The 25157-nt window shown below is 72.1% G+C and carries 17 protein-coding genes; 1 reads left to right on the plus strand and 16 read right to left on the minus strand.

What is annotated here, in order from left to right:
* Nucleotide 1: 1 nt before the first annotated feature.
* The 12 genes from ACGFIQ_RS22105 to ACGFIQ_RS22160 all read right to left on the minus strand — a co-directional run bounded on the left by ACGFIQ_RS22105 (nt 2) and on the right by ACGFIQ_RS22160 (nt 15227).
* The gene (locus ACGFIQ_RS22105) at nt 2-1105 is read right to left on the minus strand and encodes a discoidin domain-containing protein (RefSeq protein ID WP_393246381.1); all 1104 of its coding nucleotides are present in this window, start codon (nt 1103-1105) and stop codon (nt 2-4) included.
* A 364-nt stretch (nt 1106-1469) separates the two neighbouring features.
* Nucleotides 1470-3590, minus strand: coding sequence for a hypothetical protein (locus ACGFIQ_RS22110; protein ID WP_393246383.1), 2121 nt, complete (start codon nt 3588-3590; stop codon nt 1470-1472).
* A 225-nt stretch (nt 3591-3815) separates the two neighbouring features.
* Nucleotides 3816-6254, minus strand: coding sequence for a right-handed parallel beta-helix repeat-containing protein (locus ACGFIQ_RS22115; RefSeq protein ID WP_393246385.1), 2439 nt, complete (start codon nt 6252-6254; stop codon nt 3816-3818).
* A 55-nt stretch (nt 6255-6309) separates the two neighbouring features.
* Nucleotides 6310-6615, minus strand: a complete 306-nt coding sequence (locus tag ACGFIQ_RS22120) for a hypothetical protein (protein ID WP_393246387.1) — start codon at nt 6613-6615, stop codon at nt 6310-6312.
* Nucleotides 6608-7060, minus strand: coding sequence for a YbaB/EbfC family nucleoid-associated protein (locus tag ACGFIQ_RS22125; protein WP_393246389.1), 453 nt, complete (start codon nt 7058-7060; stop codon nt 6608-6610). The genes ACGFIQ_RS22120 and ACGFIQ_RS22125 overlap by 8 nt, the downstream gene beginning before the upstream one ends.
* The gene (locus tag ACGFIQ_RS22130; RefSeq protein ID WP_393246391.1) at nt 7053-7973 is read right to left on the minus strand and encodes a hypothetical protein; all 921 of its coding nucleotides are present in this window, start codon (nt 7971-7973) and stop codon (nt 7053-7055) included. Before ACGFIQ_RS22130 ends, ACGFIQ_RS22125 begins: the two co-directional genes overlap by 8 nt.
* Nucleotides 7974-7976: 3 nt before the next feature.
* Nucleotides 7977-10673 (minus strand): hypothetical protein, encoded by a 2697-nt coding sequence (locus ACGFIQ_RS22135; RefSeq protein ID WP_393246393.1) that lies wholly within the window; start codon nt 10671-10673, stop codon nt 7977-7979.
* A gap of 83 nt (nt 10674-10756) precedes the next feature.
* On the minus strand, nt 10757-11059 hold the full coding sequence (locus ACGFIQ_RS22140; protein WP_393246395.1) for a WXG100 family type VII secretion target: 303 nt from the start codon (nt 11057-11059) through the stop codon (nt 10757-10759).
* A gap of 32 nt (nt 11060-11091) precedes the next feature.
* Entirely contained in the window at nt 11092-11415 is a 324-nt protein-coding gene (locus tag ACGFIQ_RS22145; protein ID WP_393246397.1) for a hypothetical protein, read from the minus strand.
* Nucleotides 11416-11544: 129 nt separating this feature from the next.
* On the minus strand, nt 11545-12957 hold the full coding sequence (gene eccB, locus ACGFIQ_RS22150) for a type VII secretion protein EccB (RefSeq protein WP_393246399.1): 1413 nt from the start codon (nt 12955-12957) through the stop codon (nt 11545-11547).
* Nucleotides 12957-14345 carry a type VII secretion integral membrane protein EccD gene (gene eccD / locus ACGFIQ_RS22155; RefSeq protein ID WP_393246401.1) on the minus strand — a complete coding sequence of 463 codons (1389 nt, stop codon included), beginning with the start codon at nt 14343-14345 and terminating at the stop codon, nt 12957-12959. The genes eccB and eccD overlap by 1 nt, the downstream gene beginning before the upstream one ends.
* A gap of 18 nt (nt 14346-14363) precedes the next feature.
* Nucleotides 14364-15227: a WXG100 family type VII secretion target gene (locus ACGFIQ_RS22160; protein WP_393246403.1), complete on the minus strand. Its 864-nt coding sequence runs from the start codon at nt 15225-15227 to the stop codon at nt 14364-14366.
* Between the two features lie 202 nt (nt 15228-15429).
* Between ACGFIQ_RS22160 and eccCa the strand changes: the two genes are divergently transcribed.
* Nucleotides 15430-19401, plus strand: coding sequence for a type VII secretion protein EccCa (eccCa, locus tag ACGFIQ_RS22165; RefSeq protein WP_393246405.1), 3972 nt, complete (start codon nt 15430-15432; stop codon nt 19399-19401).
* A 75-nt stretch (nt 19402-19476) separates the two neighbouring features.
* Here eccCa and mycP read toward each other — a convergent pair whose 3' ends face one another.
* The 4 genes from mycP to ACGFIQ_RS22185 form a co-directional block, all read right to left on the minus strand.
* On the minus strand, nt 19477-20676 hold the full coding sequence (gene mycP, locus ACGFIQ_RS22170) for a type VII secretion-associated serine protease mycosin (RefSeq protein ID WP_393246407.1): 1200 nt from the start codon (nt 20674-20676) through the stop codon (nt 19477-19479).
* 2 nt (nt 20677-20678) lie between these two features.
* Complete coding sequence (locus ACGFIQ_RS22175) at nt 20679-21563, minus strand: zf-HC2 domain-containing protein (protein ID WP_393246409.1); 885 nt, start codon at nt 21561-21563, stop codon at nt 20679-20681.
* A gap of 130 nt (nt 21564-21693) precedes the next feature.
* Nucleotides 21694-23337 carry a S8 family serine peptidase gene (locus tag ACGFIQ_RS22180; RefSeq protein WP_393246411.1) on the minus strand — a complete coding sequence of 548 codons (1644 nt, stop codon included), beginning with the start codon at nt 23335-23337 and terminating at the stop codon, nt 21694-21696.
* Nucleotides 23338-23366: 29 nt separating this feature from the next.
* Complete coding sequence (locus tag ACGFIQ_RS22185; RefSeq protein WP_393246413.1) at nt 23367-25124, minus strand: RICIN domain-containing protein; 1758 nt, start codon at nt 25122-25124, stop codon at nt 23367-23369.
* Nucleotides 25125-25157 lie beyond the last annotated feature (33 nt).

Below are 25157 nucleotides of genomic sequence, written 5' to 3' on the forward strand. Positions count from 1 at the left end.
GTCAGGAAACCCCGAACTCCCAGAGTGAGTAGCCGTACTGGCTGACGCGCTTGGTGCCCGTGACACGGACGAACCGTCCGGGCACCTTGTCACCCGGGATGAGCACGGGGCCGGGCGCTCCCGACGTCGTGGTGAAGATCCTCTTCCAGGAGGCGCCGTCGGCTGAGACGTCGACGTGGTAGGCGGTGGCGTGTGCGTGCTCCCAGTTCAGGGTCACCGTGGTGATCGCGTACACCTCGCCGAGGTCGACGGAGATCCACTGCGGGTCCGAGTAGTCGCTTCCCCAGCGGGTCGTCGCGTCGCCGTCGACCGCGTACGCGGGGCTCCACCAGTCCTTCTCGAAGCTGGAGGCGGAGGCCGGGCGGTTCAACGCGAGGTTCCTGCCCGAGGGGTTCGCCAGCCCGGATACGGGGCCGTTGGTCTTCGGCGCCGAGCCGCCGGGAGGGTTCGCGGCGCTGCTGGCGGCGGTGCGGCTTGTCGCGGGCGGTGCCGGTACGGGCGGTGCCGGTACGGGTGACGCAGACCCGGACGGCGCCGCCGGGGCCGATGCCGACCGGGTGGGCGCCGTGTTGGGCGGGCCGCTCCCGGGTGGCAGCGGCGGCCCGTAACCCGGACCGGCGGTGATCACGAACCCGCCGTCCCCGGGCGGGGTTGTCGGGTCATCGGCGCGATCGTCGGGCAGGCGGCTGCCGAGCGTGACCGCGGCGACCGCCACCAGCCCGACCAGGAGGAGCGACACGGACCAGGGCCGGAGCAGAGTAGCGAAGGGGCGGCTTCCGGTCGTGTCACTCTGCTGCTCGGGCTCGGGCTCGGGCTCGGGCTCCGGCGCGGGCTCCGGCACGGCGGGCGCGGCGGGCGCGGCGGGCGCGGCGGGCGCGGCGGGCGCGGCGGGCGAGGGCGGTTGGGCGCGCGGCGTGTCGCCAGCAGCGGATGCCACGTCGGCCGCCGACCTGTCGACCGGGACCGCCAGCGGAGCCGCCGACCTGTCGACCGGGACCGCGAGCCGAGCCGCCGACCTGTCGACCGGGGCGTCCGGTTGGGCTGCCGACTGGCCGGTGGCAGCCTCCTGCCGAGCCGGCGGCAGGCCGATCGGAGCGGCCGGCACCACCGCCACCGGCGCTGGAGCCTGCGGGAGGGTCGACGCCGGTGTGACCGGCCGGGGCGGCCGGAGCACCGTCGGTGCGGTATCCGATCGATCTTCGGCGGGCCGGCGCGCCGGCATCCGGGTCCGGTCGGCGATCGGGACCGGCGGCGCGGGCCGCAGAGCGGCGGCAGGCGGTGGATCGGCGGGCGGCGCCGCATAGGGTGGCAGTCCGCTCAGCGCCACCGCCCGCTGCACGGGGGGTCGGCGTTCGCCCGGGGCCGGTGACACCTCCCCGCCCGAGCCCCGGTCACCGGCCTCCGGCAACGGTTGGCGCGCCGTCGCCGGGCCATCGCCGGCGGAGCCGGATTCAGGAGTCGACCCTCGCTCAGGACTCTTCATGCTCGTGACTCTCCCGCTCCGTGAGGCTTCCGCGCCCGTCCTGGCCGGAATCACCCTCGCCGCCGTCGACACGCGGTGACACCGTGCACCACCCGGACGCCAGCGCGGCCGGCGGCGCGTCCTGCACCAGCCCGGCCCGTGCGCCGACCGGGCAGCCGAGGTAGTTGGCGAGCAGTCGCAGCAGGGGCTCCGTGAGCTGACCGGCCTCCACCCAGACGACCTCCCGCCCGCCGACCCAGCCCGGCCGTCGGTCGGCGACGACAGTGGCGAAGTCCCAGGCGCTGACCGGCCGGCCCGCCAGCAGGAACGGCCGCCGCCAGTCCGGGCCGCGCGCCGCCACCACGGTACGGAGACCGGCCTGGTGGGTGCGTTGCCGGATGTCCGCGCCCTCGGGAATCCGGGCCAACGCCAGCAGTGGTTCGTCGTCATCCGTGCCGTCCTGGACCCGCGGCGGCGTGGACCGGGCCGGTGCCAGCAACACGGTCAGGTCCTCCTCCCGGAAGGGAAAGGACGAGGCGAGGCGCAACGCCGGGCGGGGCGTACGGTCCACCCGGCGAGGCCGGCTGGCCCACCAGCCGTCCGTCCGTCGACCGATCGTCACGACCTGCATCTGGTCAGCCACCTGCTGCTCGATCTCCGGGGCGACGGGCGCGGAGGAGACCAGCAGGACCGGACGCGGATCGAACTCCCGGTACGCGGCGATGATCTCGCCCAGTTGCCCGGGTTCGACCTCGCCCGCATCGGTGTGCACCGTGCCGGTGCGGGCGTCGGCGGTGAGCAGGACCGCGAAGAGCCGGCTGTCGCGGCGCCACCAGCGCGGCGGTGTCGAGCGCTGTGCCGCGAGCACCACGTCGGGCCGGTCGACGGGGTCGGGTGCCAGCAGGTGGCTCAGCTCCTCCGGGACGAACCGCGTCCGGGCCCGCACGCCTGCCGGCAGGCGGTTCAGCAGCAGGTGCAGAATCGGCAACACGTCGTCGGGCAGCGGCAGACCCGGCAGGCCGACGGCGATGGTGAACCACTGTGGATGCCACGGACGACGGCGGACGTCACCGGTGTGCTGGCCGGCGAAGGGGGGTCGCACCCACATCCCGAACTGGGTGGGCTCGACCACCCAGCGCTCGTCGAGCCGGAACGTGCCGGGGCCGGCCGGTCGCAGGTCGGCGAGGAAATCGACAGGCCCGATCGGCATCGCCGGGGCGCCCGGAGCGCACCGCAACCGTGCCACCGGGGGCGTCCACCAGGTGTCGCCGTCGGGGTCGACCGCGACCGACACCAGCCGGTGCTCGTCGTCCAGGATCGGCAGGCCGGCCGCGACCTCGACCGGCCGGTCCCAGCGGTCGGCGATCGTGGCGGCCAGGCGCATCGCCTGGTCCGCGGCCTCGCCGTAGGGTGCGATGACCATCGAGGGATCCAGCGCGTCGAGGATCGACAGCGTCGCCTCGACGCCGGGCGCGGCCGCCCCGGGACGCCCGAGCACCACCGTCACCCGGTCGGCGTCCATCGGCACCGCGAACGCCAGGTCGTCCGGGCTCGGGGCCGGCAGGTCCGGAGCGTCCGCGTGCAACCACAGGCCGGCCGGTACGCAGTGGGCTCGGACGCCCGCGCCGACGTGCCGGACCAGGGTGTCGACCTCGGCCTCCCAGTGTGGCGGCGGATACCGGTGGCCACCGTCGGAGACGCTGCCGTCGGCCCGGAACCAGCGCCAACCGTCGACGGCGAACAGGCCACCCCCGGGCACGAGCAGGAGCTGACCGCTCGGCGCGTACACGTCCGCCTGGAGCTGTCGGGCCAGGGCCGCGGCCGGGGGCGGACCGGTCGTCGGGATCGTGCCGGTGCCGCTGACCGCGAGGCGGGCAGCCGCCCCGGGCGGAACCGCGATCGGCAGGACCTCGGTGATCAGGGCCCAGTCGTCCGGGTCGACGATCTGGCCGACCACGGTGACGACCCCGGGCTCCGACGGCAACAGGCGCGCCAACGCGACGATGGTGCCGCCCGGGTCGGGCCCGACGACCGCGAGATTGTCCGCGACCCACCGCAACGCGGTCGCGGAGCCACGCCGTGGGCCGCTGCCCAGCGGCGCCGACGCCGCGGACATCATGGACGGCATCCGGGACCACTCTGGAGCAACCGATGGGACCGCTCCCACGCGAGGCCCACCAATCCTGTCTCATCTCGTTCCACCCGCACCCCACCCCGAGATCCACCACATAGTTGACTCGGGACAACGAAATTGTCAATCGATGCGGCTGCCTTCGGCACGCCGGACGCGACGCATTCTGGGGAATGATAGGGCCTCGGTGTTTCCGGCATGCTGCCTCGGGTGGGCCGTTCCTCACGCCTCCGCGACGCCCACAGCGATGACGGCGGTCGGCAGGTCCTCGGCGGTGAGCAGCGCCAACTCGGCGGTCGTCACGTCCGACGCGGTCGCCAACCGGGACGCCTGGAGGTCCGCCATCCGCTCGAAGACCTTACGGGCCTCCCGGCCGTTGCCGAAGGTGCCGTCCTTGGGGATCCGGTCGAAGTGGGTCAGCAGCGCCGACGCCGCGGCGGGGTCCAGCTGGTAGTCGTGCCGGACACACTGGTTCTCCACGATGGTCACCAGCTCCGCCGGCGTGTAGTTGGCGAACTCGATGGTCCGGCTGAAGCGTGACTCCAGACCGGGGTTCGCCTGGAGGAAGCGTTCCATGTCCGCGGAGTAGCCGGCGGCGACGACCACCACCTCGTCCCGGTGGTCCTCCATCAGCTTCACCAGGGTGTCGATGGCCTCCCGACCGAAGTCCGGCCCGGTGCCGCCACGGCTGTTGCTGAGGGTGTACGCCTCGTCGATGAAGAAGACACCCCCGAGGGCCGAGTTGAACGCCTCGGTCGTCTTGATGGCGGTGCCGCCGATGATCTGCGCGACGAGGTCGGCGCGGGCGACCTCGACGAGGTGTCCCTTGCGCAGCACCCCCAGCTCGGCGAGGATCCGCCCGTACAGCCGGGCGATGGTGGTCTTGCCGGTGCCGGGCGCACCGGCGAAGACCAGGTGCCGCGCCATGGGCGGGGCGGACAGGCCGGCCTCCAGGCGGCGCTTGGACATCTTGTTGAGATTGATCAGTGACGTCACCTCCTGTTTCACCCCGTGCAGTCCGACGAGGGACTGCAACTCACGCAGTGGGTCGGAGCCGCGGGCGACAATCTGCCGCTCCCCCTCGGGCGTCGTCTCGGCGGCGGGGGCGCTCCCGGCGGTGGCAACGGCGGCCGTGCCGTACGCGTCGGGGAGTCTGTTGCGGGAGCTGACGAGTTCCTCGACCGTCAGTTGGCTGTCCGGCACGGTCTGCCGTACCCCGGAGCCCTGGTTGTCCCGCACCACGCAGCCGATCAGCCGCACCGAACCGCCGGTCCGCACCGCGATGCCGTCGCCACCGCTCGCGGTGAACTCCGAGTCGGTCACCGTCCCCCGCGACCCGTCGCCGAAGACGCATCCGTCGCCCTCGGCGGCGTGGACCCTGCACCCGGTCAGCGAGACGTCCCCACCGGCGCCCACCGATACACCGTCGCCACCCGCGTCGGCGATGTCGCAGTCACTGAACGAGGCGGTCGCATCGGCGACGACCACACCCGCGGCGGCACTGCCCCGCATACTCAGACCGCTCAGCGACGGCTGGGCACGGCCGCTGACCGAGATGCCGACGCCACCGCAGCGCTCGATGGTGAGATTCTCGAACCGACCACGGGCACCGCCGACGACCTCGACGGCCGCTCCGTCACAGCCGTGCACCTGCATCCGTTGGAAGAGCGGGTCCGCGCCGCCGTCGAGGTGCACCCCGACCTCGGTGCAGTCGCTGACCACCAGGTCGGTGAGTTCGGGTGTGCCACGGTCGCCGACGCTCACGCCGACGCCGTCGATCTTCGTGGCGACGCACGCCTCCAGCCGACCGCCCGCACGACCGGTGAAGCGGAACCCAGCGCGCCGGGCTCCACTGACCCGACAACGGCGCAGGACCGGTGTGCACCGCTCGTCGGTGAAGACCCCGTCGGCGGCGCAGCCGTCCACGGTGCAGTCCTCCAGCAGGCACGCCCCGGCGGTGGCCAGGTAGATGCCGACACCGTTGGTGTCACGGATACTCAACCGACGCACGGTGGCCGCGGACTGCTGCTCGGCGGCGAGCGCGGGCTTGCTCGTACCGATGATCTCGGTGTCCTCGATGGAGATCCGGCCCTGGCCGTTGAGGCAGATGCCGTTGCCGCCGGCGTCCCGCACGGTGCAGGCACGGACCCGTAGCTCGCCGCGCTCGGCGACGACGACGCCCGAGGTGCCGAGCCGCTCGATGCGGCAGTCGTCGAGCACGCTGCCGATGGAGGAGGTCACCACGACCCCGGCACCGACCTCGTTGCGCACCAGGCTGTCGCGCATGGTGAGCGAGCCGCTGTCCCGGACGAAGACGGCGGCCCACGACGACGCGACAAGCTCACACTCGGTGACGCTCAGTTGGCCCATCACCAGGGCCAGTGCCGGGCTGTCGGCGTCGGTCGCGATGATCGACAGCCCGGACAGCGCAGCCGACTCCGCCGCGAGGACGACCGGGACGCCGGACGGCGCGGTCAGTTTCACGGTGCCCGGCCCGTCCTCGGCGGTGATGGTGACGATCTTCGTCAGCACCAGGTTCTCGGTGTAGCTGCCGGGCTGGACGCTGATCACCGACCCGTCCGACGCCGCAGCCAGCGCGTCCGTGAGTGTCCGGTAGCCGGAGACCGCCGACTGGGTGACGGTGATTCGCCGCTGGTTCACGCTCGTCCTACCTCCACAGACACCGAGACTCCCCGATGCGGCTGGTTACGCGGACCTACGAAAGGTTGGCGCTGTTGTCTTTGTCCTGGTCCACGAGCGCGTCGACGGCGCCATGCCCCTCACGGGCCAGCTCCCTGATCCCGTCACGCACCGTCGCGACGTAACCCAGCGTCTGTTCGGCGTTGGGCTCCCGCTGCTGCGCGAATTTGCGACCGTGTTCGTCAGTGCCCCACGGCTCGTTGAGGCTCGCCCGGATGTTCCTGACCCGCGTCAGGGCCTCGTCGATGTCGTCGGCGACACTGCCGACCACCTTGAAGAGGTGGTGGGCCCCCTCCGGGTCGATCCTCGTCTCGTCAGCCATCGGCCCGGCCCGTCTCGCTCTTCGCGGCCCGGACGATCGACGGCAGGTCGATCGCGGAGGTCATCAGTGATCCGACGACCACGTCGAGATCCACCTTCCCGCCGGCCAGGTCGCTGAAGGAGACGCCGGGCACCACGTCCCGGCCGGCCATCTCGTCGATCTTCCCGAACGCCTCGGCGCGGCCCCGACGCAGCGTCTCGACCAGCAGGCTGCTCAGCTCGTTGGGTGCCATGCCGCGGTACTTGGTGTTGTTGAACGTCAGCTTCACCAGCTCGCCCCGGCCGTCGAACACGGCGCTGAGCATCTTGTTGGGCGACTCGACGGTGGTGCTCGCCGCGCGCATCTTGGCCTGGAACTCATCCAGTTTGCGCCGCTCCTCGGCGAGCACGGCGAAGACCGCGTTCAGTCCTGGACCGCCTGGCCCGTGGTCGGTCTGGTCAGCCATTCCGGTCACCCTTCCTCCCGTCCCCGAGCTCCTTGCGGAGCCCTTCCCGAATGTGCTCGTCGACCCGTTCGCTGCGCCCGAGCACGTTCCACCCGGCATCGGCGTCCTTCCACACCGTCGGGTCGCCCTGGGCGAGCGTGCTGCTGCGACGCTGTCCACCGGCCTCGCTCTGCATGCCACCCATGCCGCCCATACCACCCATGCCGGCCCCCATGCCGCCCATCGGCATGAGCGGCATCATCGGGAGGCCGCTGCCGCCTGCCCCGCCACCACCGCTGGACGGCGGAGCGGCAGCGTCGCCGGGTTGACCCGCCCGGACCGTCGGGGCCGCCGGGCGGAAGAGGTCAGCGGCAGCGGAGTCCGCCGCGAGCACGACCCGCGGCGGGTCGTCCCGCGCCGCCGCGGAGAGGACGTGGCGGATCCCCGGCTCGTCGGCGGTCTCGGCCGTCGGCGGGTGCTGGCCGCCGAGTCCGAGGCCGACATCGCGGTACGTCTCGGCGAGGCCCTGGAGTACGACCCGCGCCCGGCGGTCCCACTCGTCGTCGGAAGGACCGCCGTCCGCGGCTCGCTGCACCTGTAGGTCCCGCACCCGCGCCTGCCCGACACCTAGCGCGTTCGCCGTGACCCGCAACTGCTGTCCGCACTCGGCGTCGTCCAGGCGGTGCACCAACTGCCGGGTACGACGTGACGGTTCGCCAAGTCGGACAACCGTGGCCTGGGTGCTGCGCCACGCGTCGTCCAGCTCACCCAGCGCACGGTCGAGCGACTCGGCGATCGCCCGCAGGCCACTCCGGGCCTCGTCGAAGAGTCGGGCGGACGTCTCCAGGTCCGCCGGGGACGCCGCGTCGAGAGCGTGGGCGATGTCCTGCAGTGTCTGTGGCTGCCCGGTCGGGCCTCGTCTCGCGCTGCCCACGGATCAGTTCCTCCCCACGGCCTTGCTGGAGACCGCTTCGCCGTCGTCGCCCCACATGCCGTCCTCGCCGACGAGCCAGGTGTTGCGTTCGCGGTCCCGATCGCCCTGGTTGCCCATGCCGCCACCCATCGGCGGGGACATCGGCATTCCGGACCCGGCGCCCTGACCGGCCTGAGCGCCGGCCGACAACGCGGACGACGGAGAGTTGCCGGGATCCGCCGAGACCACCGGCGCCAGCTCAAGTGGGGCGGGCAGATTCTCCCCACCCTTGTCGCCGCCACCGCCGGAACCACCGCCATCGCCACCACCGCCGAAACCGCCGCCCGAACCACCGCCCGAACCACCGCCGGGACCGCCACCCGAGCCGCCACCGGGACCGCCGCCCGAGCCGCCGTCCGCGCCGGCGGTGGACTTGCCGCTGAGGTAGTCCGAGATGGACGACTGGCCGCCGGACTCGTCGATCAGGTCGTCGATGGCCTCGTCGGCGGCCTCCTTGGCGTCGGTGAGCGCCTCCACCCGTGTCTCACGCTCGGCCGGAGTGTCGCCCTCACCCTTGCCGGCCCGCTCGTCCTCGATCATGTCGTCGAGTGCGTCGGTGACGGAGTCCTTGGCCTCGACGAGGGCGCTGTCGCGGGCCTTCTCGGCGGTCCCGTCGCCCTTGCCGTCGCCCCCTTCGGACTGGCCGTCACCCTTGCCCGGCTGGCCGTCACCCTTGCCCGTCAGGTCCTCGATCGCATCGTCGGCTGCTTTCCGGGCGTCCGCGAGGGCGTCCTCGCGGGCCTGCTCGGCCTCGGTGTCCGCGCCGCCGCCCGTCGTGCTCTCGCCGTCGAGATCGTCGATGGCGCCGTCCACGGCTTTCTGGGCCTCGTCGAACGCCCGCTCGCGCGCCTCCGTCGGGGTGGTGTCGCCCGCGTTCTCGACCTTCAGGTCCTCGATCGCCTCGTCCGCCGCCTCCCGGGCGTCCTCCAGCGCGTCCTTGCGGGCGGCGTCGACCTCCGGATCACCTGTCGGCTTCTCGATCAGATCCTCGATCGCCTCGTCGGCCGCCTCCTGCGCCTGCTCCAGCGCGTCGTCGCGGGCCTGCTCGGCGACCGGATCGGCGGTCGAACCGCCCTGCAGATCCTCGATCGCCTCGTCGGCCGCCTTCCGGGCATCCTCCAGCGCGTCCTTGCGCGCCTCCTCGGCGACCGGGTCGGCAGACGACGTCGGTGGTGTCCCGTCCTTCGAATCGCCGCCGCCAGCCCCGCCCGACAGGCCGTCGATCGCGTCGTCGGCCGCCTTCTTCGCATCCTTCAGGGCGTCCTTGCGCGCATCCGCGGCGGGCACCCCACCCGAGCCGGGGCCGCCGCTCGTGGGGGGCGCACCAGCACCCGCCGAGCCGAGCCCCTGGATCGCGTCGGACGCCGCCTTCTTGGCGTCCTCGAGCGCGCGGTCGCGTGCGGGGTCACCGTTCTTGAGGTCATCGATGGCATCGGTCGCCGCGCCCTTCGCGTCACTGAGCGCCTTGTCCCGCGCGGCGTCACCACCGGAGGTCCCACCGCCGGTCGGCGCACCACCGCCGAACCCGGAGGGCGCTCCCCCGCCGGAGGGCGCTCCCCCGCCGGAGGGCGCTCCCCCGCCGGAGCCGGAGGGAGTTCCCCCGCCGGAGGTCAGTGGAGCCAACTCCCCCGGGGTCGTGATGCCGCTGGTCGACGGCGCCCCACTGCCGGACCCGTTGGACAGGCCCTCGATCGCGTCGGTCGCGGCCTTCTTCGCCTCGTCGAGCGCGGCGTCATGCGTGGGGTCACCGTTCTTCAGATCGTCGATGGCCTCGGACACCGCGCCCTCGGCCTCGTCGAGGGCGTTCGAACGGCCATCGCCACCGTTGCCACTACCACTACCACTACCACTACCACTACCGCTGCCGCTGCCACTGCCGCTGTTCCCGCCGCCGCCGCTACCGCTACTACCGCTACCGCTACCGCCGCCGCTCTCGTTCTTCTCGTCGTCCTTCTCGTCGTCCTTCTTGTCGTCCTTCTTGTCGTCACCGCTGCTGGTGTCGATCGGCTTCAGCACGGCGATGTCGAACGGGAGCAGCCGGCCGCCGATCTCCTGGTACGTCGTGGACAACTCCATCAGCCGGGCCCGCAGGTTGGACATGATCCAGCGCTCGCCGGCCTGGTATGCCTGGCCCAGCCCACGCTCCAGGTCCGCCTGCTTGGAGCTCTGGTCGTCGACTCCGGTGTAGATCCTGTCGATCTCGGAGGTGACCCAGTCCCGCAGCCGGTCGGTCAGACGGTGGCCGGTGTCGATGATGTCCCAGAAATCCCGGCGGAAGCTCACGATGGCGTCGCCGACGTCGCCGATCTTGGTGCCGTAGGCGTTGCTGTCGAGGACGTTGTAGACGCCCTTCCTGCTCTTTGCGACCACCTCCGCGACATGGGTGTCGAAGGCGGCGGCGGCGTCTCCGGCGAACGCTGGTTTCGCCCCACCGGTCAGCTCTTTGGCCAGCTTGTCGAAATCTTCCAGGACGAGGTCGAGTTCGACCTCCGCCTTGTTGAACGCCTCCTCCGCCTCGGCCCAGCCGCCCTCGGCGTTGAGTCCCGGCTCGGTGATGTCCGCGACGAACGGGCCGATCTCCGTCCACACTTCGTAGTTGCGGAACGTCTCTCCCGTGGGTGGGCTCTTCTCGTCGAAGGACCCGACTTCACCCGTTGGCACGATTCCCCCACCGCTCGGACTCGTCACGATCTGCCGGAATGCGCCGAGGAGCCCGCGGGCCCCCCGGCGTCACCTCGAAACGCTCAGCGGTTGCCGAACCGGTTGCCGGAGCGGATGTCCTGCTCCTTCATGTCGTCGGCACGAATTCCCAGTTCCTTGGCCAGCTCCGCGACGATGGTGTTCATGTCGGCGAAGTTGTCCTCGATCTGCTTCGAGAGCTGGTTGTAGTTCGCGGCCGCCGGCCCCGTCCAGGCGTCGAGCGCGTGGCCGGTCTCCTGGGACAACTTCTCGATGTAACCCTCGACGTCGCGGTTGACCCTCTGCATCTGCGAGATGCCTTCGAAGATCTGGTCGTACTGGTAGCCGATGAGGCCGTTGTCGGGCATTGCCGGGTCCCTTTCCGATCAGTTGTGCTGGCTCAGATGTCCTTGAGGATGCCCACGCCGATGGCGCCGACCTGGCCGGCGTTCGTCAGGTCCTGCTCGTCGAAGTCCTGCACCGTGCCGTCCACGTTGCCGGCCATCTCGGTGAGGTCCGCGACGATGCGGGTCACCTCCTCCATCCAGTCGTCCCGCGCCTCCAGCAACGCCTTGATCATGGCGCCGTCGCAGTAGTCGTCCATCAGGTCGACCGCGGCACTGAACCTGCTCTTGGCGCTGTCGACGTCGCTGGCCGTCTGGCGGTGCTCCGCCGCGACACGGTTGGCGGTGCGCGGATCGAGGGTGGTATTACCGTTGGCCATGGCTTCCTCTCCCTGCTGTGGACCGTGGTGATCCGGTATTTCTCGCCTGGTGGGGCTCATGCAACCAGCGGGTCTGGCGACAACACCGCCCCAGCGGGCCCACCGGTCCCTTCGCGGGGAAAACCCCCGTCAACCACCCCAGGTCTCGCTCACCAGCGCCGCGGCCGGGTCCAGTGCCGGACCGGTGGGCAGCAGTTCCAGCAACTCGGAAGGGACGTCGACGGGCGTCGTGCCGGCGTAGCCGAGCGCCTCCGCACCCCTGGGCGGCAGCGGGAACTTCACCCCGTACTCGGAGACGAGATAGAGCGCCCCACCACCGCCCGGCGCGTACGGGTTGCGGGCGAGCACCCCCGTGCCGGCGGCGATCAGGATCCGGTCCACGATGCCGCCCGCCGCGACAGCGGTCCGTGGCACCGGCAGGGCGGACCGCGCCGCCGACGTCGAGATCCTGGTCAGGGTGACAGTCACCGCGTCCCGCGCGGGCCGGAAGCCCACGCAGGGCAGCACCGACGCACCGCTCACCGGTTTCGGCGGGTCGGGCGGATAGCCGTCCACGAACTCGGTGCTACTGGCAACCGTGGCGCCCGCCAGTTCGTCCGGCCGCGCGGGAATCGGCGCTACCCCACCTCCGGGGTACGCCGCCTGAATCGCCGGATCAGCCAGGACCAGGGCGGCGGCGGTGCGGCTCAGCCGCACGAATCCGTCCGAGCGGGACAGGAACAGCTCGGGTGCGTCGCCGACCGGCTTGCGTACCTCGTACACCTGGCCGAGCAGGCTGACCCGCCCGCCGATCGACGGTCCCGGCCTCCCGCGGTCGCCCACCGCGGGAAAGGCGAGGTCCCGACCGGCCGGGATGGGGTTGAGCCACGCCGGGGTCACGAACACCGGTTCGACGGCCGCGTAGCCCAGCGCCACCGCGGCCTGGTCCGCCAGGTGGTGACGGCGTCCCTGCCAGACCAGGTATCGCTGGCGGTCGGTCGTCTGGACCAGAAACCCCTCCCGGTCGGTCAGTGCGACAGGCCTGGCGAGGTCACCCAGGAGCAGCGTGGTGGCGGCCGCACCCGAGGGCTCGGGCGGTTGGGCACACACCGTCCACGCACCCGAGTAGAGCCGGGCCGCCACCGGCACCGTGTCGGGTGCGCCCGGTATGCCGATCGGGGCTCCCACCGGTACGCCCCGCAGGGAGTTGCGAGAGACCTGGACGAGGCGTGCCGGGCTGCCGCTGCCCAGCACCAGGCGGGCGGTGGCGTAGTTCAGCACCGGTCGGAGCTGCCCCTCGATCAGCAGGTACCGCGCGCCGGTCTCCTTCACCGCGATGACGACACCCACCTGCCGCCACGAGGAGTCTCCGCCGGGTCGGAAGATGCCGTAGATGCCGAAGCCACCGGCGACGACGATGGCCAGCAGGATCCCGATGACCAGGCCGAGGATCGGACGCTGGTTCGGCGGCTCGTGCGGGTCGGGGCGGCCCTGCATCACCGCCGAGTTGAGGCGGCTGACCGTGTAGAAGTAGGCGTGTACCTGATCCTTGCGGGACTCCATCAGCTGGCCCAGGCCCGGACCATCTGGTAGATCCCGAGCACCGCGCCGAGCACCGGGATCAGGGCCACCGCGAGGAGGATCTCCAGCACGTCCACGGTTCGCGCCCAGTACGGCCGCAGCCGACGGCCGGGCAGCGTGGACGCCGCGGTCAGGAACGCGCCGGCGACCGCCACCACGGTAGGCACCAGGACGGCGGCCCGCGCCACGGTCCCCTGGTCCGCGGCGTACCGGAGCAGGGTGAAGAGGACAAGCGCCACGGCCGGGGCCATCGTCGCCCAGCGTGCCACCAGACCGCTCAGGTGCCGGGCTCGCATGCCCAGCAGGGTGGCCGCCAACAACGCCAGGATCATCTCCCAGCGCCCGCCGGCCACCAGCAGCGCCGCGGCCATCAGGACCTGCGCGGCGCCCACCCCGATCGTGAGCGCGGCCAGGTACGCGAGACCCGCGCTTCCCCGTTCGACCACGATCCGGTGCGGCTCGGGGTCGATGTCCTCGGACAGTTGCTCGGGCTTGCCGGGCAGCAGCGGCAACGTCAGCCCACCGAGGCGGAACGCGGCCGGCGGCAGCATCAACGCCCCCACCATCGAGAAGACCAGCCCACACGCGGCGGCCTCCGGCGGGGTCACCGGACCCGCCGCGGTGAGCAGCGCCGGAACCGCGACGCTCACCGCGAGGGCGAGCGCACCGGTGAAGAGCAGGCCGGCGTCGGCCACCGCGGAGAGCCCGGCGGCGAGCGTCACCACCGCGGCCAGTGCCGCCAGGCAGATCCGCACCGAGAGTGCCGAGTGCGGGGCGATCGCGACCGCCCCGAGCCAACCGGCTGTCGCCGAGTATCCCGCCGCCGCCATGGCCAGCAACGTCCCCGTCTGCGGGTCCGGGACCGCCCGGCTGACCAGGCCGGCGGCGGCGAGGAGCACGACGGTCAGCGCCGCGGCGACGGTGGCACGCACCACCGCCGGCCCGCCGAGCCAGAGCACCACCAGGCCCACCGCCAGCAGCACCGCGCCGTCGGTGAGCAGCATCGCGCGGGTGCGGGCAACCGTCCAGCGCCACGGGCTGGTACGCGCCTGCTCTCCCACGCCGTCGACCAGGTCGTCGAAGTCGATCGGCGGCAACTGCTCGGCCCGGGGCAGCAGGTGCAGCGTCTCGCCGTCGAGCAGGTTCAGCTCGACGGCCGACTGTTCCTCGTCCAGCGGCGGTTCGCCGACGCGCTGCACCACCCACCCGTCATGCTCGGCGCCGTGGTCGGCGGCCTCCGGGTTGAGTTGGAGCAGCACCGACGGCAGCAGATCGACGAGCGGCGCGTCCCCGGGCAGGGCCACGTCCACGGCACGTGAGCCGAGCACGAACCGGAGACGTACGGGTACCGAAAGGCGCTGCGTGCTCAACCGTTCCATTTTGGTGGGTCAGTGCTTGTACGGACGGTAGTAGCGGCCGTCGTAGGTGTAGGGCTCCAGGTTCAGCCACCAGATCTTCTGGCCGTCCGGACCGGTCTGCTGCTTGCCGTCGATCTCGTAGTACCGGTACGTGTCGCCCCGGAAATCGTCGTCGTTGGCCGGGTTGTGGACGACCTTCTCCCCCGACGGCTCGTGATGCGGATCGAAGTTGTCACCGGTGGGGAGCGGCTTCTCGTCCGGCTTCTTCTCGTCCGGCTTTTTCTCCTCCGGCTTCTCCTCGGCACTCTCCTCGCTGAGCCGCGAATCAGGATAACCGTCCGTGTCCTTGAGCAGCGGGCTCTCGCGGAGGTCGAGGTTCGTGTCGTCCTTCGGGCCCACGCCCTTGATGTCGAGGAACTCGTCCATGCCCTCGATGTCGCCCGGCTTGAAGGGCTTGATCAGGTCCTTCCCCGGGTCGATCGTCGACTTGTCCACCTCGGAGCCGTAGTCACCGGTCTTGTAGCTGGACTGCTCCTGCACCTTGGTCGGCTCGAACTCGGCGTCACCCATGCCGCCGACCACCTTCTTGGCGTCCTTGTTGAACGTGGACACCGCGTCGGCGTTGCTCTCGTCGATCCGCTCGTAGTCGTCGGCGATCTGGTACAGGCCGGTGTTGATCTCGTCGAATGCCCGTTGCAGGTATTTCACGTGCTCGACGATTCCGTCCCGGCGGTCGACGAAGAGATCCTCCAGCCAGGTCGCCGCGTCGAACTTGCCGGCGTTCGGCTCCATCTTCGCCAACTTGTTGAAGACCGACTGGTGGTCTTCCAGAAGGGCGCCGATCTTCTTGCCGATCTCCCGCAACTGATCCGGGGTAACGCGTGTCTCCGCCACAATCGCCCCCTCCTGCTATGGTCACTGCTGTTCGTTTCTCCGGTGCCGGGTCTGCCTCCACAAGCGAGACCGCGGCCTCCGACATCGCTCCCGGGTCGAGCGCCGAATCCCCAGGACGATAAGCCCGCTGCCGCGCGCCCGACGGGTGCTCGGCAGGCGACCGGGCCGATCGGAGGGAAACCCCTCACCGAAGGAGACGAACGTGGGCACGGTGCCGTACCTCCGCAGGGCTCGCCGCGCCGGTCCGGTCGCGCCGGTCGAGGAGATCGCGCTCCAGGAGCCGCCGGTCATCCCCGAACCGGCCGAGCGGGGCCTCAGCACCGTGTTGATGCTGACGCCGATGGCCATCGCGTCGCTCGCGATGGTGCTCATGTTCCTGCGACCCAACGCGGGCGCACTGGCCTATGTGGGCGTCTGCCTGATGGTGCTCTCGGCGATCGCAATGTTGATCGTGCCGTTGATCCGCAACGCCGGGCAGCACAAGCACCGGCTCAACGGTGAGCGCCGCGACTACCTGCGCTACCTCGGCCAGGTTCGGCGCAAGGTGCGCGCCGCGCTGACCGAGGAGCGGCGTGCCGCCCGCTGGCTGCACCCGGACCCGGGCGCGCTGTGGTCGATGGCGCTCAGTCAGCGGCTGTGGGAGCGGCGTACGGCGCACAACGACTTCGGCGAGGTACGCGTGGGGCTCGGCACCCGCCGCTCCACGGTGCGGTTGGCCGCACCGAACAGTAAGCCGCTGGAGGATCTGGAGCCGTTGGCCGCGCATGCCCTGCGTCGCTTCCTGCGGGCCTACTCCACCCTGCAGGACGCGCCGATCGCCATCTACCTGCGCGGCTTCGCGCGGATCGGGTTCGGCGGCGACGTGTCGGTGGCCCGGTCCACGGTGCGCGCGATCCTGGCCCAGCTCACCGTCGCCCACTCCCCGCAGGATCTGTTGGTGGTGATCGCCGCCGCCCGGGGCCCGGAATGGGAGTGGGCCAAGTGGCTGCCGCACGTGCAGGACGACACCGTCCCCGACGTCACCGGCACCCGGCGGAGGTTCGCCACCGACGGGACCGAGATCGAGGAGGCCCTCGCCACGCTGAACGTGCAGGACCGCCCCGGCTACGAGCCGGACTCCCCGGTCACGGCCATCGAGCCGTTCGTGGTGCTCGTCCTGGACGGGCCACGCCTGCCGGCCGGCCACCGCCTCGGCATGGAGGGCTATCGCAACGTGCTCACGCTGGACGTGGGCGCGACGCTGGGCTGGGAGGCGCACCCGCACACCCTGCTGGTGCGGGCCACCGAGCAGCAGTTGGACATCGTCTCCTTCGACCACCTCGGCAAGTCCAGCAGCAGCCGACTGTGCCGCCCGGACCGGTTGGGCGTGGTGGCGGCAGCGGCGCTGGCCCGGTCGATGGCCCGCTACCGGGTGGGCGCGGGCACCGACACCGAGGAGCCGCTGGCCACCGACTACGACCTGGCCGGCCTGCTCCAGCTCGGTGATCTGACCGCCCTGGACCTGACCGCCTACCGGGCCGGGCGGACGGCGGCGCAACGGCTGCGGGTGCCGATCGGCATGTCGGCCACCGGCACCCCGATCGAGCTGGACATCAAGGAGGCGGCCGAGGGCGGAATGGGCCCACACGGGATGCTGATCGGCGCAACCGGTTCGGGCAAGAGCGAGTTGCTCCGTACGCTGGTGCTGGCGCTGGCCGCCCGGCACACCTCCGAGGAGCTGAACCTCGTCCTCGTCGACTTCAAGGGCGGGGCGGCGTTCCTCGGCTTCGAGCGGCTGCCGCACACCTCGGCCGTGATCACCAACCTGTCCGAGGAGCTGGAACTCGTCGACCGCATGCAGGACGCGCTGACCGGTGAGTTGAACCGTCGCCAGGAGCACCTGCGGGCGAGCGGATACCCGTCCCGACGCGACTACGAGAAGGCGCGGACCGAGGGCGTCGTGCTGGAGCCGATGCCGGCGCTCTTCATCGTCGTCGACGAGTTCAGCGAGATGCTCAGCAGCAAACCCGAGTTCATCGACGTCTTCGCGATGATCGGCCGGCTGGGCCGCAGCCTTGGCGTTCATCTGCTCCTGGCCAGTCAGCGCCTCGACGAGGGGCGCATCCACCAGATCGAGACCCACCTGTCGTACCGGATCGGTCTGCGGACCTTCTCCTCGATGGAGAGCCGCAGCGTGCTGGGTGTGCCGGACGCGTACGAGTTGCCCAACGTGCCGGGCAACGGTTACCTGCGACCGGACACCCAGACTCTGATCCGGTTCAAGGGCGCCTACTGCTCCGGGCCGTGGCGACCGCCGCACCAGCGCCGCCTCCAGGCGGTCCAGGGTGGTCTCGTTCCGTTCGGCACCGACTACCTACGCCCCGAGGTGCCGGTGACGCCGGAGCCGGACGAGACGCAGGAGAACGAGGAGAAGCCGCCGGTCATGGCCGACGTGCTGCTGTCCGTGCTGCACGGGCACGGCCCGGCCGCGCACCAGGTGTGGCTGCCGCCGCTGACCGAGACCACGACGTTGGAGAAGCTGCTACCTCCGCTGATCGACCACCCCACCCTCGGCCTGGCTCCGGTGGGCGGGTACGGCACCGGCCAGCTCGTCGCGCCGATCGGCCTCGTCGACCTGCCCGCGCAGCAACGGCGGGAGCTGCTGCTGGCCTCCCTGGCGGGCAGCAAGGGCAACGTCGGCGTGGTGGGCGGACCACAGAGCGGCAAGAGCACCCTGCTGCGGACGCTGATCAGCGCGTTGGCGCTGACCCACACCGCCGCCGAGGTGCAGTTCTACTGTCTCGACTTCGGCGGCGGCGCGCTGGGGGCACTGTCGCGGCTGCCGCACGTGGGCAGCGTCGCGGGCCGGCTCGACCGCGACCGGGTGACCCGTACCGTGTTGGACCTGACGAACCTGATGGCCCGCCGGGAACAGATCTTCGCCCAGCACGGCATCGACTCGATGACCAGCTACCGGCGGGCCCGGCAGGCCGGCGGATACCAGGACGAGGACCCGTACGGAGACGTGTTCCTGGTGATCGACGGGTGGTACACGGCGCGGCAGGACTTCCAGGAGCTGGACGACCGTTTCGGTGAGATCGCCGCGCGGGGCCTGAGCTTCGGCGTTCACCTGCTCGTCTCCGCCGGTCGGTGGTCGGAGATCCGACCCTGGCTGCGGGACGTGCTGGGCACCCGGTTCGAGCTGAAGCTCGGCGACCCGGTGGAGTCCGAGGTCAACAGTCGGGTGGCGGCGACCGTGCCGGCCATCCCGGGCCGGGGCATCACCCCGGACCGGCGGCACTTCCTGACGGCCCTGCCCCGCATCGACGGGATTCCGGAGACCGAGGACCTGGCCGAGGCGACGGCCGAGCTGGTCGAGGCCCTGGACGTGCCCACCGCACCGCGCGCACCGCAGGTACGGTTGCTGCCGGAGGTGCTGCCGGTCGCGGATCTGCCGGTCGCGACCGCGCCCACCCGCGAGGCCGAGATCCGCGTTCCGCTCGGTCTCGACGACGTACGCCTGGCGCCGCTGTGGCACGACTTCGACGCCAACCCACACCTGTTGATCTTCGGGGACACCGAGACCGGGAAGACGAACCTGCTGCGGCACATCGCCCGCAGCGTCGCGGCGCACCACCCGCCCGCCGAGGCACGGGTCGTCTTCGGCGACTTCCGCCGCGAGCTGCACGACGCGATCCCGCAGGCGAACCAGATCGGGTACTCGATGTCGGCGGAGCGTCTCACCGCGACCATCGCCGAGGCGGGCCAGGTGCTGACCGGCCGGCTGCCCGGCCCGGACGTCCCACCGAGCCGGCTGCCCCGACGAGACTGGTGGACCGGCGGCCGGCTGTTCATCATCGTCGACGACTTCGAGCTGATCGAGGGCGGCCGGGACTCGCCGCTGCAACCCCTGCTGCCGCTGTTGCCGCACGGCGCGGAGATCGGGCTGCACCTGATCATCGCGCGGAGCACCGTGGGCGCCTCCCGGGCGATGATGAGCCCCGTGCTGCGTCGGGCCTGGGAGTTGGGCTCTCCCGCGATCCTGTTCTCCTGCCCCCGGGAGGAGGGCACCTTCCTCGGCAACATCCGGCCGCGGACGCTGCCCACCGCCCGCGGCCAGTACATCGACCGCCGACGCTCGGTCCGCCTGGTGCAGACCCCCGAGGTGCCGGCACCGGACCAGCCGGCGCAGTAGGTGCCAGCGCCGACCAGCCGGCGCAGTAAGGTGCCAGCACCGGACCAGCCGGCGCAGTGACGTCGTACCGGGGCCTCAGGTCGTCGGCGGTCGGCGGACCTCGACGACGCGGCCGGGCCGCCAGCGGCGTCGGTGCCCGGCGGGCATCAGCACGGTGAGCAGGGCGACGAGCCCGGTCAGCACCACGGCGAGCCCCGCGCCGAGAGTGACCAGGTAGCGCCCGATCGGGTCGGGGGTCGGCAGGTCGGGGTGGCGAGCGGCCGGCATGGGCAGGCCGGGCCGGGCGGCGTCCTCCTCCGGCAGCACGGTCGCCACGGCGGCGGCCGGGTTGACCACGCCCCAGCCGTAGCCCGGGTGCGGCAACGCCACCGCCGGGTGGTCGGCCGTGACCAGCAGCCGGTGCCGCACCTCGGCCGCCGTCAGAGCCGGCCGGTACGCCCGGACCAGCGCGGCCACGCCAACCACGAACGGTACGGCGTAGCTGGTGCCGCTGCCCTGCCAGTGGCCCGGCCCGCCGGGGCCGATGCTCACCACGTCCACACCTGGTGCGGTCAGCCCCAGGTGCCGGCCAGTCTGCGAGAACCCGGCGAGGGCGCCGGTGGCGTCGATCGCGCCGACGGCCAGCACGGTGGGCAGCGCCGCCGGGTACGCCACCTGCTGGCCGTGCTGGGCGCCGTTGGCTGCGGCGGCGACGACCACCACGTCCCTGGCCTCGGCGTACGCGATGGCCTCGACCAGGCTGGGCTCCGGGGCCTGCGTGCTGGCGGAGATGTTGATGATGTCCGCGTCGGCGTCCACCGCCGTGCGGATGCCCTTGGCGAGCAGCGCCGCCGTTCCGTCGTCCGTGCTGGTGGCGACCCGGATCGGCAGGATCCGCGCCTCGGGTGCGATGCCCACGAAGCCGGTGCCCGCCGCCGGCGCCGCACCGATGATGCCGGCGATGAACGTGCCGTGCCCGAAACAGTCGTCGTCGGCGCGCGGCTGGCCGGCGGCGGTGAGGTCGACGCCGGCGAGCACCCGGCCGCCGAGTTGCGGGCTGTTCGTGGCCACGCCCGTGTCCACGATCGCCACGGTGACGCCCTGACCGCGCGACAGCGGCCAGGCTCGCTCCACGCCCAGCCGTTCCTGCGCCCAGGGCACACCGGTCTCGACGGTCTCCGGCGGACGCAGGCAACCGCCGGCCCGCGGCGGCGGGGTGGGCGCGGCCACAGCCACCGGCCAGCCGGTGACGATCGTGAACGCCACGACCACCGCGCCGGCCAGGCCTCCCGCCACGGCTAGCGCGGTGTCGCCGACCGCGACGCCCGGTCCACGACGGCGACGACCGCCAGGGACCCGTCGGCCGCGGTGACGCTGAACCGGTCGAGTCGGTCGAAGGGCACGGGGCAGCCGCGGGCAACCTCCTGCCGGAAGTCCGTACCGGTCACCGCCGCCAGCTCCCAGCTCTGCCCGTCGACGTCGGTGACGAACAGCCGATAGGTCTCACCGACCCGCAGGCCGGCCAGGGTCGCCCGCAGGTTCACCGCGCCGTCCTGCTGCGAGACGACCACCGACAGGGTGGCACCGCTGGGCGTGTCGGTGGCGTTGGTGACGAGCGTGACGACGGTGTTCCCACCGTTCGGGACCGCCAGGTCCGGGGTGGTCGTGGGGGTGCGCAGCGACTGGCCGACAAGCAGACCCGCGAAGACCAGAGCCACCACGGCGAGGCCGGCACCCGCGAGTCTCAGCCGGCGCCGACGCCGCTGGCGGCCGGGCCGGGTGGTCGCCGTGGACGTCGTACGCCCCGGGCCGGTGCCTGCCCGGCTCGCGGCAGGACCACCTGTCGCCCCCGCCGCACGTGCCGTGTCCAGCGGAGCGGACCGCCCGGCGGGAGGCGCCGGCGGTGGATCCAGGTCTGGTTCCCGCTCGTCGACCGGCTCCCGACCGGCCACCACCGGGATCGGCGGTACGCCGAACTCGGCCACCAACTCCCGGCGGTCGAGATCGGAGAGCAGGGCGAGCATCGCCACCGCCTCGCCCAGCGCGTCGGCCTCGGCGGAGCACGGGGCACAGGTGGCAAGGTGGCTCTCGACCGCGTCGCGCTGGTCCTCGGCCAACCCGCCGGCCAGGTACACGCCGAGCGCGCTGCGGAGCTGGGGCTCATCGCACACGTCGTCAGCCATGTCGCACCAAGTCCTCAATCCCTCGCCCGCGCGGCTGGTCGCCCGCGGTCCCCGACCTTCTAACAACGGAACTGCCCAGGGGGGAGTTCACGACCGGGGACGTCTGTGCTGTCACGAAACCGACAGCCGCTCAGTGTGCACCGGTGAGCGTCGGCTGACTCGGCTGTTCGTCGGGCGTGGTCCCCGCCGGCCAGTCCGCGTCCAACCCATCGTCCTCGCCTCCGGTCTCCGTCTCGGCCCGCCGTACGCTGCGGCGCAGGCGAATCACGAGCAGCGCGCTGAGCACGAGTCCCGCCAGTACGGTCAGCAGGAACGCGACCCGGGTGCCGTCGCCCCCGGTGCTCTGATCGGAACGCCGACCCGTGGACACCTGCGTCGCCTCCTCGGGCAGCTCCCGGGTCACCGCAGCCTCCGGATTGATCATGCCACCGCCGTACCGGGCATCCGGCTGCGCGTCACCCATCTTGTCGGCGGTGGCCAGAACCCGGTGGGCGACCTGCGCGGCCGACAGGTCGGGGTGGGCGGCACGCACCAGGGCGGCCTCGCCGGCGACCAGAGCGACCGCGTACTGCGTGCCGCTGCCGACGAACTGCTTCGTGCCGTTGATGCCGATGCTGGAGACGTTGACCCCCGGGGCCACCACGTCGACCAGGTCCGCGGCGTACTCCTCCAGGAGCTTGCCGTCCACGCCCACGGCGGCGACGCTGATCAGCTCCGCCGGCGGTGCGGCGGCGCCCGGACCGGCCGGAGCGCCGGCCACCACGACGATGTTGCGGCTGAGCGCCGCCTCGATGGCCCGCAGCACGCCCTCGGCGGTGACATCCACGTACGAGCCGAGCGCGATCACCGTCGCCCCGGCGGAGACCGCCACCTCGATCGCCGTCGCCTGGGCGACCGCGTCCGCGGACGGCACCTCGGTGACCACCCGCACCGGCATGACGACCGACTCCGGGGCGACACCCGCGAACGCGTCCCCGTCCACCGGTTGCGCGGCCACCAGGCCCGCCATCGCGGTACCGGTGCCCAGGCAGTCGCTGTCCCCGCGGCCGTCTCCGGTCACGATGTTGGCCCCGACCGACACCCGGCCGGCGAGTTGAGCCGCTCGACCGTCCACACCGGAGTCGACGATCGCGACGAGCTGCCCGACGCCCCGGGTGTGCGGCCAGGCCAGGTCGGCGGCCAGCCGCACGGTGGCCCAGTTCGACGGCGCGCTGGCGGCGGTCGCCGTGACGCACTTTCCCGGCGGTGCGGGTGGCGGCGGCGCGGACGGTAGCTGCGCCGGGCCCGGTGTCAGGGTGGGGATCGGCTGCGTTCCGCCGAGAGGTGCGGCTGGAGCCGACGGCCTGCCCGGAACTGCGGGAGCGCCGGGAACGCCTGGTGCCTGCGGCGTGGACGCCTGCGGCGGGACGCCCGGAGCACTCGCGGCTGGTGCGGCGGCGGGAGCGGTACTGGGCAACACACCGTGCTGGAGACCCGCCCCGACCGCGTCCCAGGGCACGACCAGGTACCAACCGGCATGGAGGGTGTTCGGGTCGGTGAGCGCGCCGCCGTCCGGCTGCCGTCGTGCGGTGTTCAGGTTGAAGATCTCGGTGGAGCGCGACGAGTTGCCCAACAGCCGGCCGGCGATCTCACCGAGGTTCTCCGGCTTGCCCTGGTAGGCCGAGGTGACGGTGTAGTAGAGGACGTACTCGTCGACCGCGGCCCGCGCCGGCCCGGCGGGTGCGCCGGCGGCGAGCACGACCGCCGCGACGATCGCCCCCACCCAGCCCCGCACGCCGCGTGAACCCGTGCCGCGCCTCCGTGTCATCTGCTGAGCACCCAGCGCTGGTCGACGGCGTAGCTCTGCCGACCCCATTGGGTGATCGGGGTGCCGTTCTTGCCGCAGCAGTCGTCACCGAGGATGTCGAGTGCCTTGCCGGAATTGCGGTTGATGATGGTGACCCACGTGCCACCGTCGATGAACGACCACTGCTGGCTGGGGTTGTCGAACGCCGGGTCGACCTGCACCAACTCGGCGGTGTCCTTGATCGAGCCGCCGCGGATGCCGAGCGCCTTGTTGTTGAACGCGTTCGTGATCACGACGTACTTAGGATCGGCGGCCTTGGCGATGTGCCAGTACTGGTCCTTCTGGTGCAGGTTGTCATTGAGCTGGATGGTCGTCCCGCCGGTGGTGACGTTGTCCTTCCCCGGCACCTCCATGACCCGGCCGCTCAGGACGTTGGTGAACTGGTAGGAGACAGCCGGGTCCCATTTCGCCGGCAGGGCCGTGACCGGCGGCGGGGGCACGGGCGACGGAGTCGCGGCGGGCGTGGGTGGCGCGGCCGGCTTCGTCGGCGAGGGGGTGGGCACCGTCGAGGGCGACGACGACGGCGGCGAGGACGACGGGGCCGAGGACGACGGCGGCGGGGCCGGGCGGCTCGCCGATGGTGACGGGAACGCGTCGGCCAACCGGCTGTCCGAGGTGTACGCGGGGAGGTAGAGGTCGACCGTGTCGACGAGCTGCGGAACGGCGGCGCCGCGCGGCACTCCGCCCTTGGCCCGCACCGCGGTGACCCCCCACTGGTACGCCGCGAGCGCCAGCGAGTAGGGGTCGGTCTCCTCCCCCGACTGGCGCAGATTCATTCCGGAGAGCTGGTTGCGCAGGTCGCACATCGCGGTGGCCAGGGTGGGGATGGCCACCTGGGGGTCCCAGACCGATGCGCTGTCGGAGGGCTTGTACTCCTCCCACAGCGACGGCGTGAACTGGGCGATGCCCTGGCCGCCGCCGCTGCCCTTCAGGTTCGGGTTGAAGGCGGAGAGCGACCTCAACTGCGCGGCGATCCGGGCAGCGGACACTGTCGACGGGCAGACCTGACCGGCCTTGACCACCGCGTCGACGTACTCCTCGGGAATGTCCACCTTGTCCGCGGCGGGAGTGGTGGACGGCCGTGCCGGCTTCGTCGCACCCGAGAACTGCGGCTGCTTGGCGTACCAGTTGGCGTACCCGGCCACCGTGTCGACGTGCTCCTGGGCGGACGTCGGCACGCCCTTGGCCTTGACCACCGCGTCCAGACCGACCTTGTCGGCCGCGACGGCCGCCTTCCAGAGGTCGCCCCCGGCACCGCCGGCCCGGACCTGGCCGATCGTCTCGCAGGTGCGGTGCGCCAGCGCGAGCACGTTGGCGCGGACGTCGGCTCGCTGGGCCTGCTGCCACGGCGCCCACGTCTGCCAGGCCCGGGAGTCCAGTCCGGCGATGCCCTCGCCGGACTCGGACACGGCCGTCGCCTTGAACCCCGAGGCGGCCATCAGTTGTGCGGCGAGTCGCGGCCCGGTCAGCGCCGGGCAGGAGGTGGCACCGACGACGATTGCCGGCAGCACGTCGGCGGGGACCGGCTCGCCCTCGACTGTGGTCTCGGCCAACGCCGGCCCGACCTGGAGGCCGGCCGCCACGACGCAGACGACGGCCGCGGTGAAGGCGACCCCGGCCTCGATCCGCTGACGGGTCGTCCGCAGTGAGCCCCATGCGCGCCGGCCCGAGGTGTGCAGGTTGGCCAGGCGTCCGATCACCGATCTCAGTGTCACGGTTGCTTCCCTCTCCGACGGGTGTGCGCTGTG

This window comes from Micromonospora sp. NPDC048898, assembly GCF_043198035.1.
In the GTDB taxonomy this organism is placed as follows: domain Bacteria; phylum Actinomycetota; class Actinomycetes; order Mycobacteriales; family Micromonosporaceae; genus Micromonospora.

Coding starts and splice junctions, on each gene's coding strand:
- ACGFIQ_RS22175 (WP_393246409.1), bottom strand. CDS start 21,563: ATGGCTGACGACGTGTGCGATGAGCCCCAGCTCCGCAGCGCGCTCGGC.
- ACGFIQ_RS22140 (WP_393246395.1), bottom strand. CDS start 11,059: ATGCCCGACAACGGCCTCATCGGCTACCAGTACGACCAGATCTTCGAA.
- ACGFIQ_RS22110 (WP_393246383.1), bottom strand. CDS start 3,590: ATGCCGTCCATGATGTCCGCGGCGTCGGCGCCGCTGGGCAGCGGCCCA.
- ACGFIQ_RS22120 (WP_393246387.1), bottom strand. CDS start 6,615: ATGGCTGACGAGACGAGGATCGACCCGGAGGGGGCCCACCACCTCTTC.
- ACGFIQ_RS22125 (WP_393246389.1), bottom strand. CDS start 7,060: ATGGCTGACCAGACCGACCACGGGCCAGGCGGTCCAGGACTGAACGCG.
- ACGFIQ_RS22145 (WP_393246397.1), bottom strand. CDS start 11,415: ATGGCCAACGGTAATACCACCCTCGATCCGCGCACCGCCAACCGTGTC.
- eccB (WP_393246399.1), bottom strand. CDS start 12,957: ATGGAGTCCCGCAAGGATCAGGTACACGCCTACTTCTACACGGTCAGC.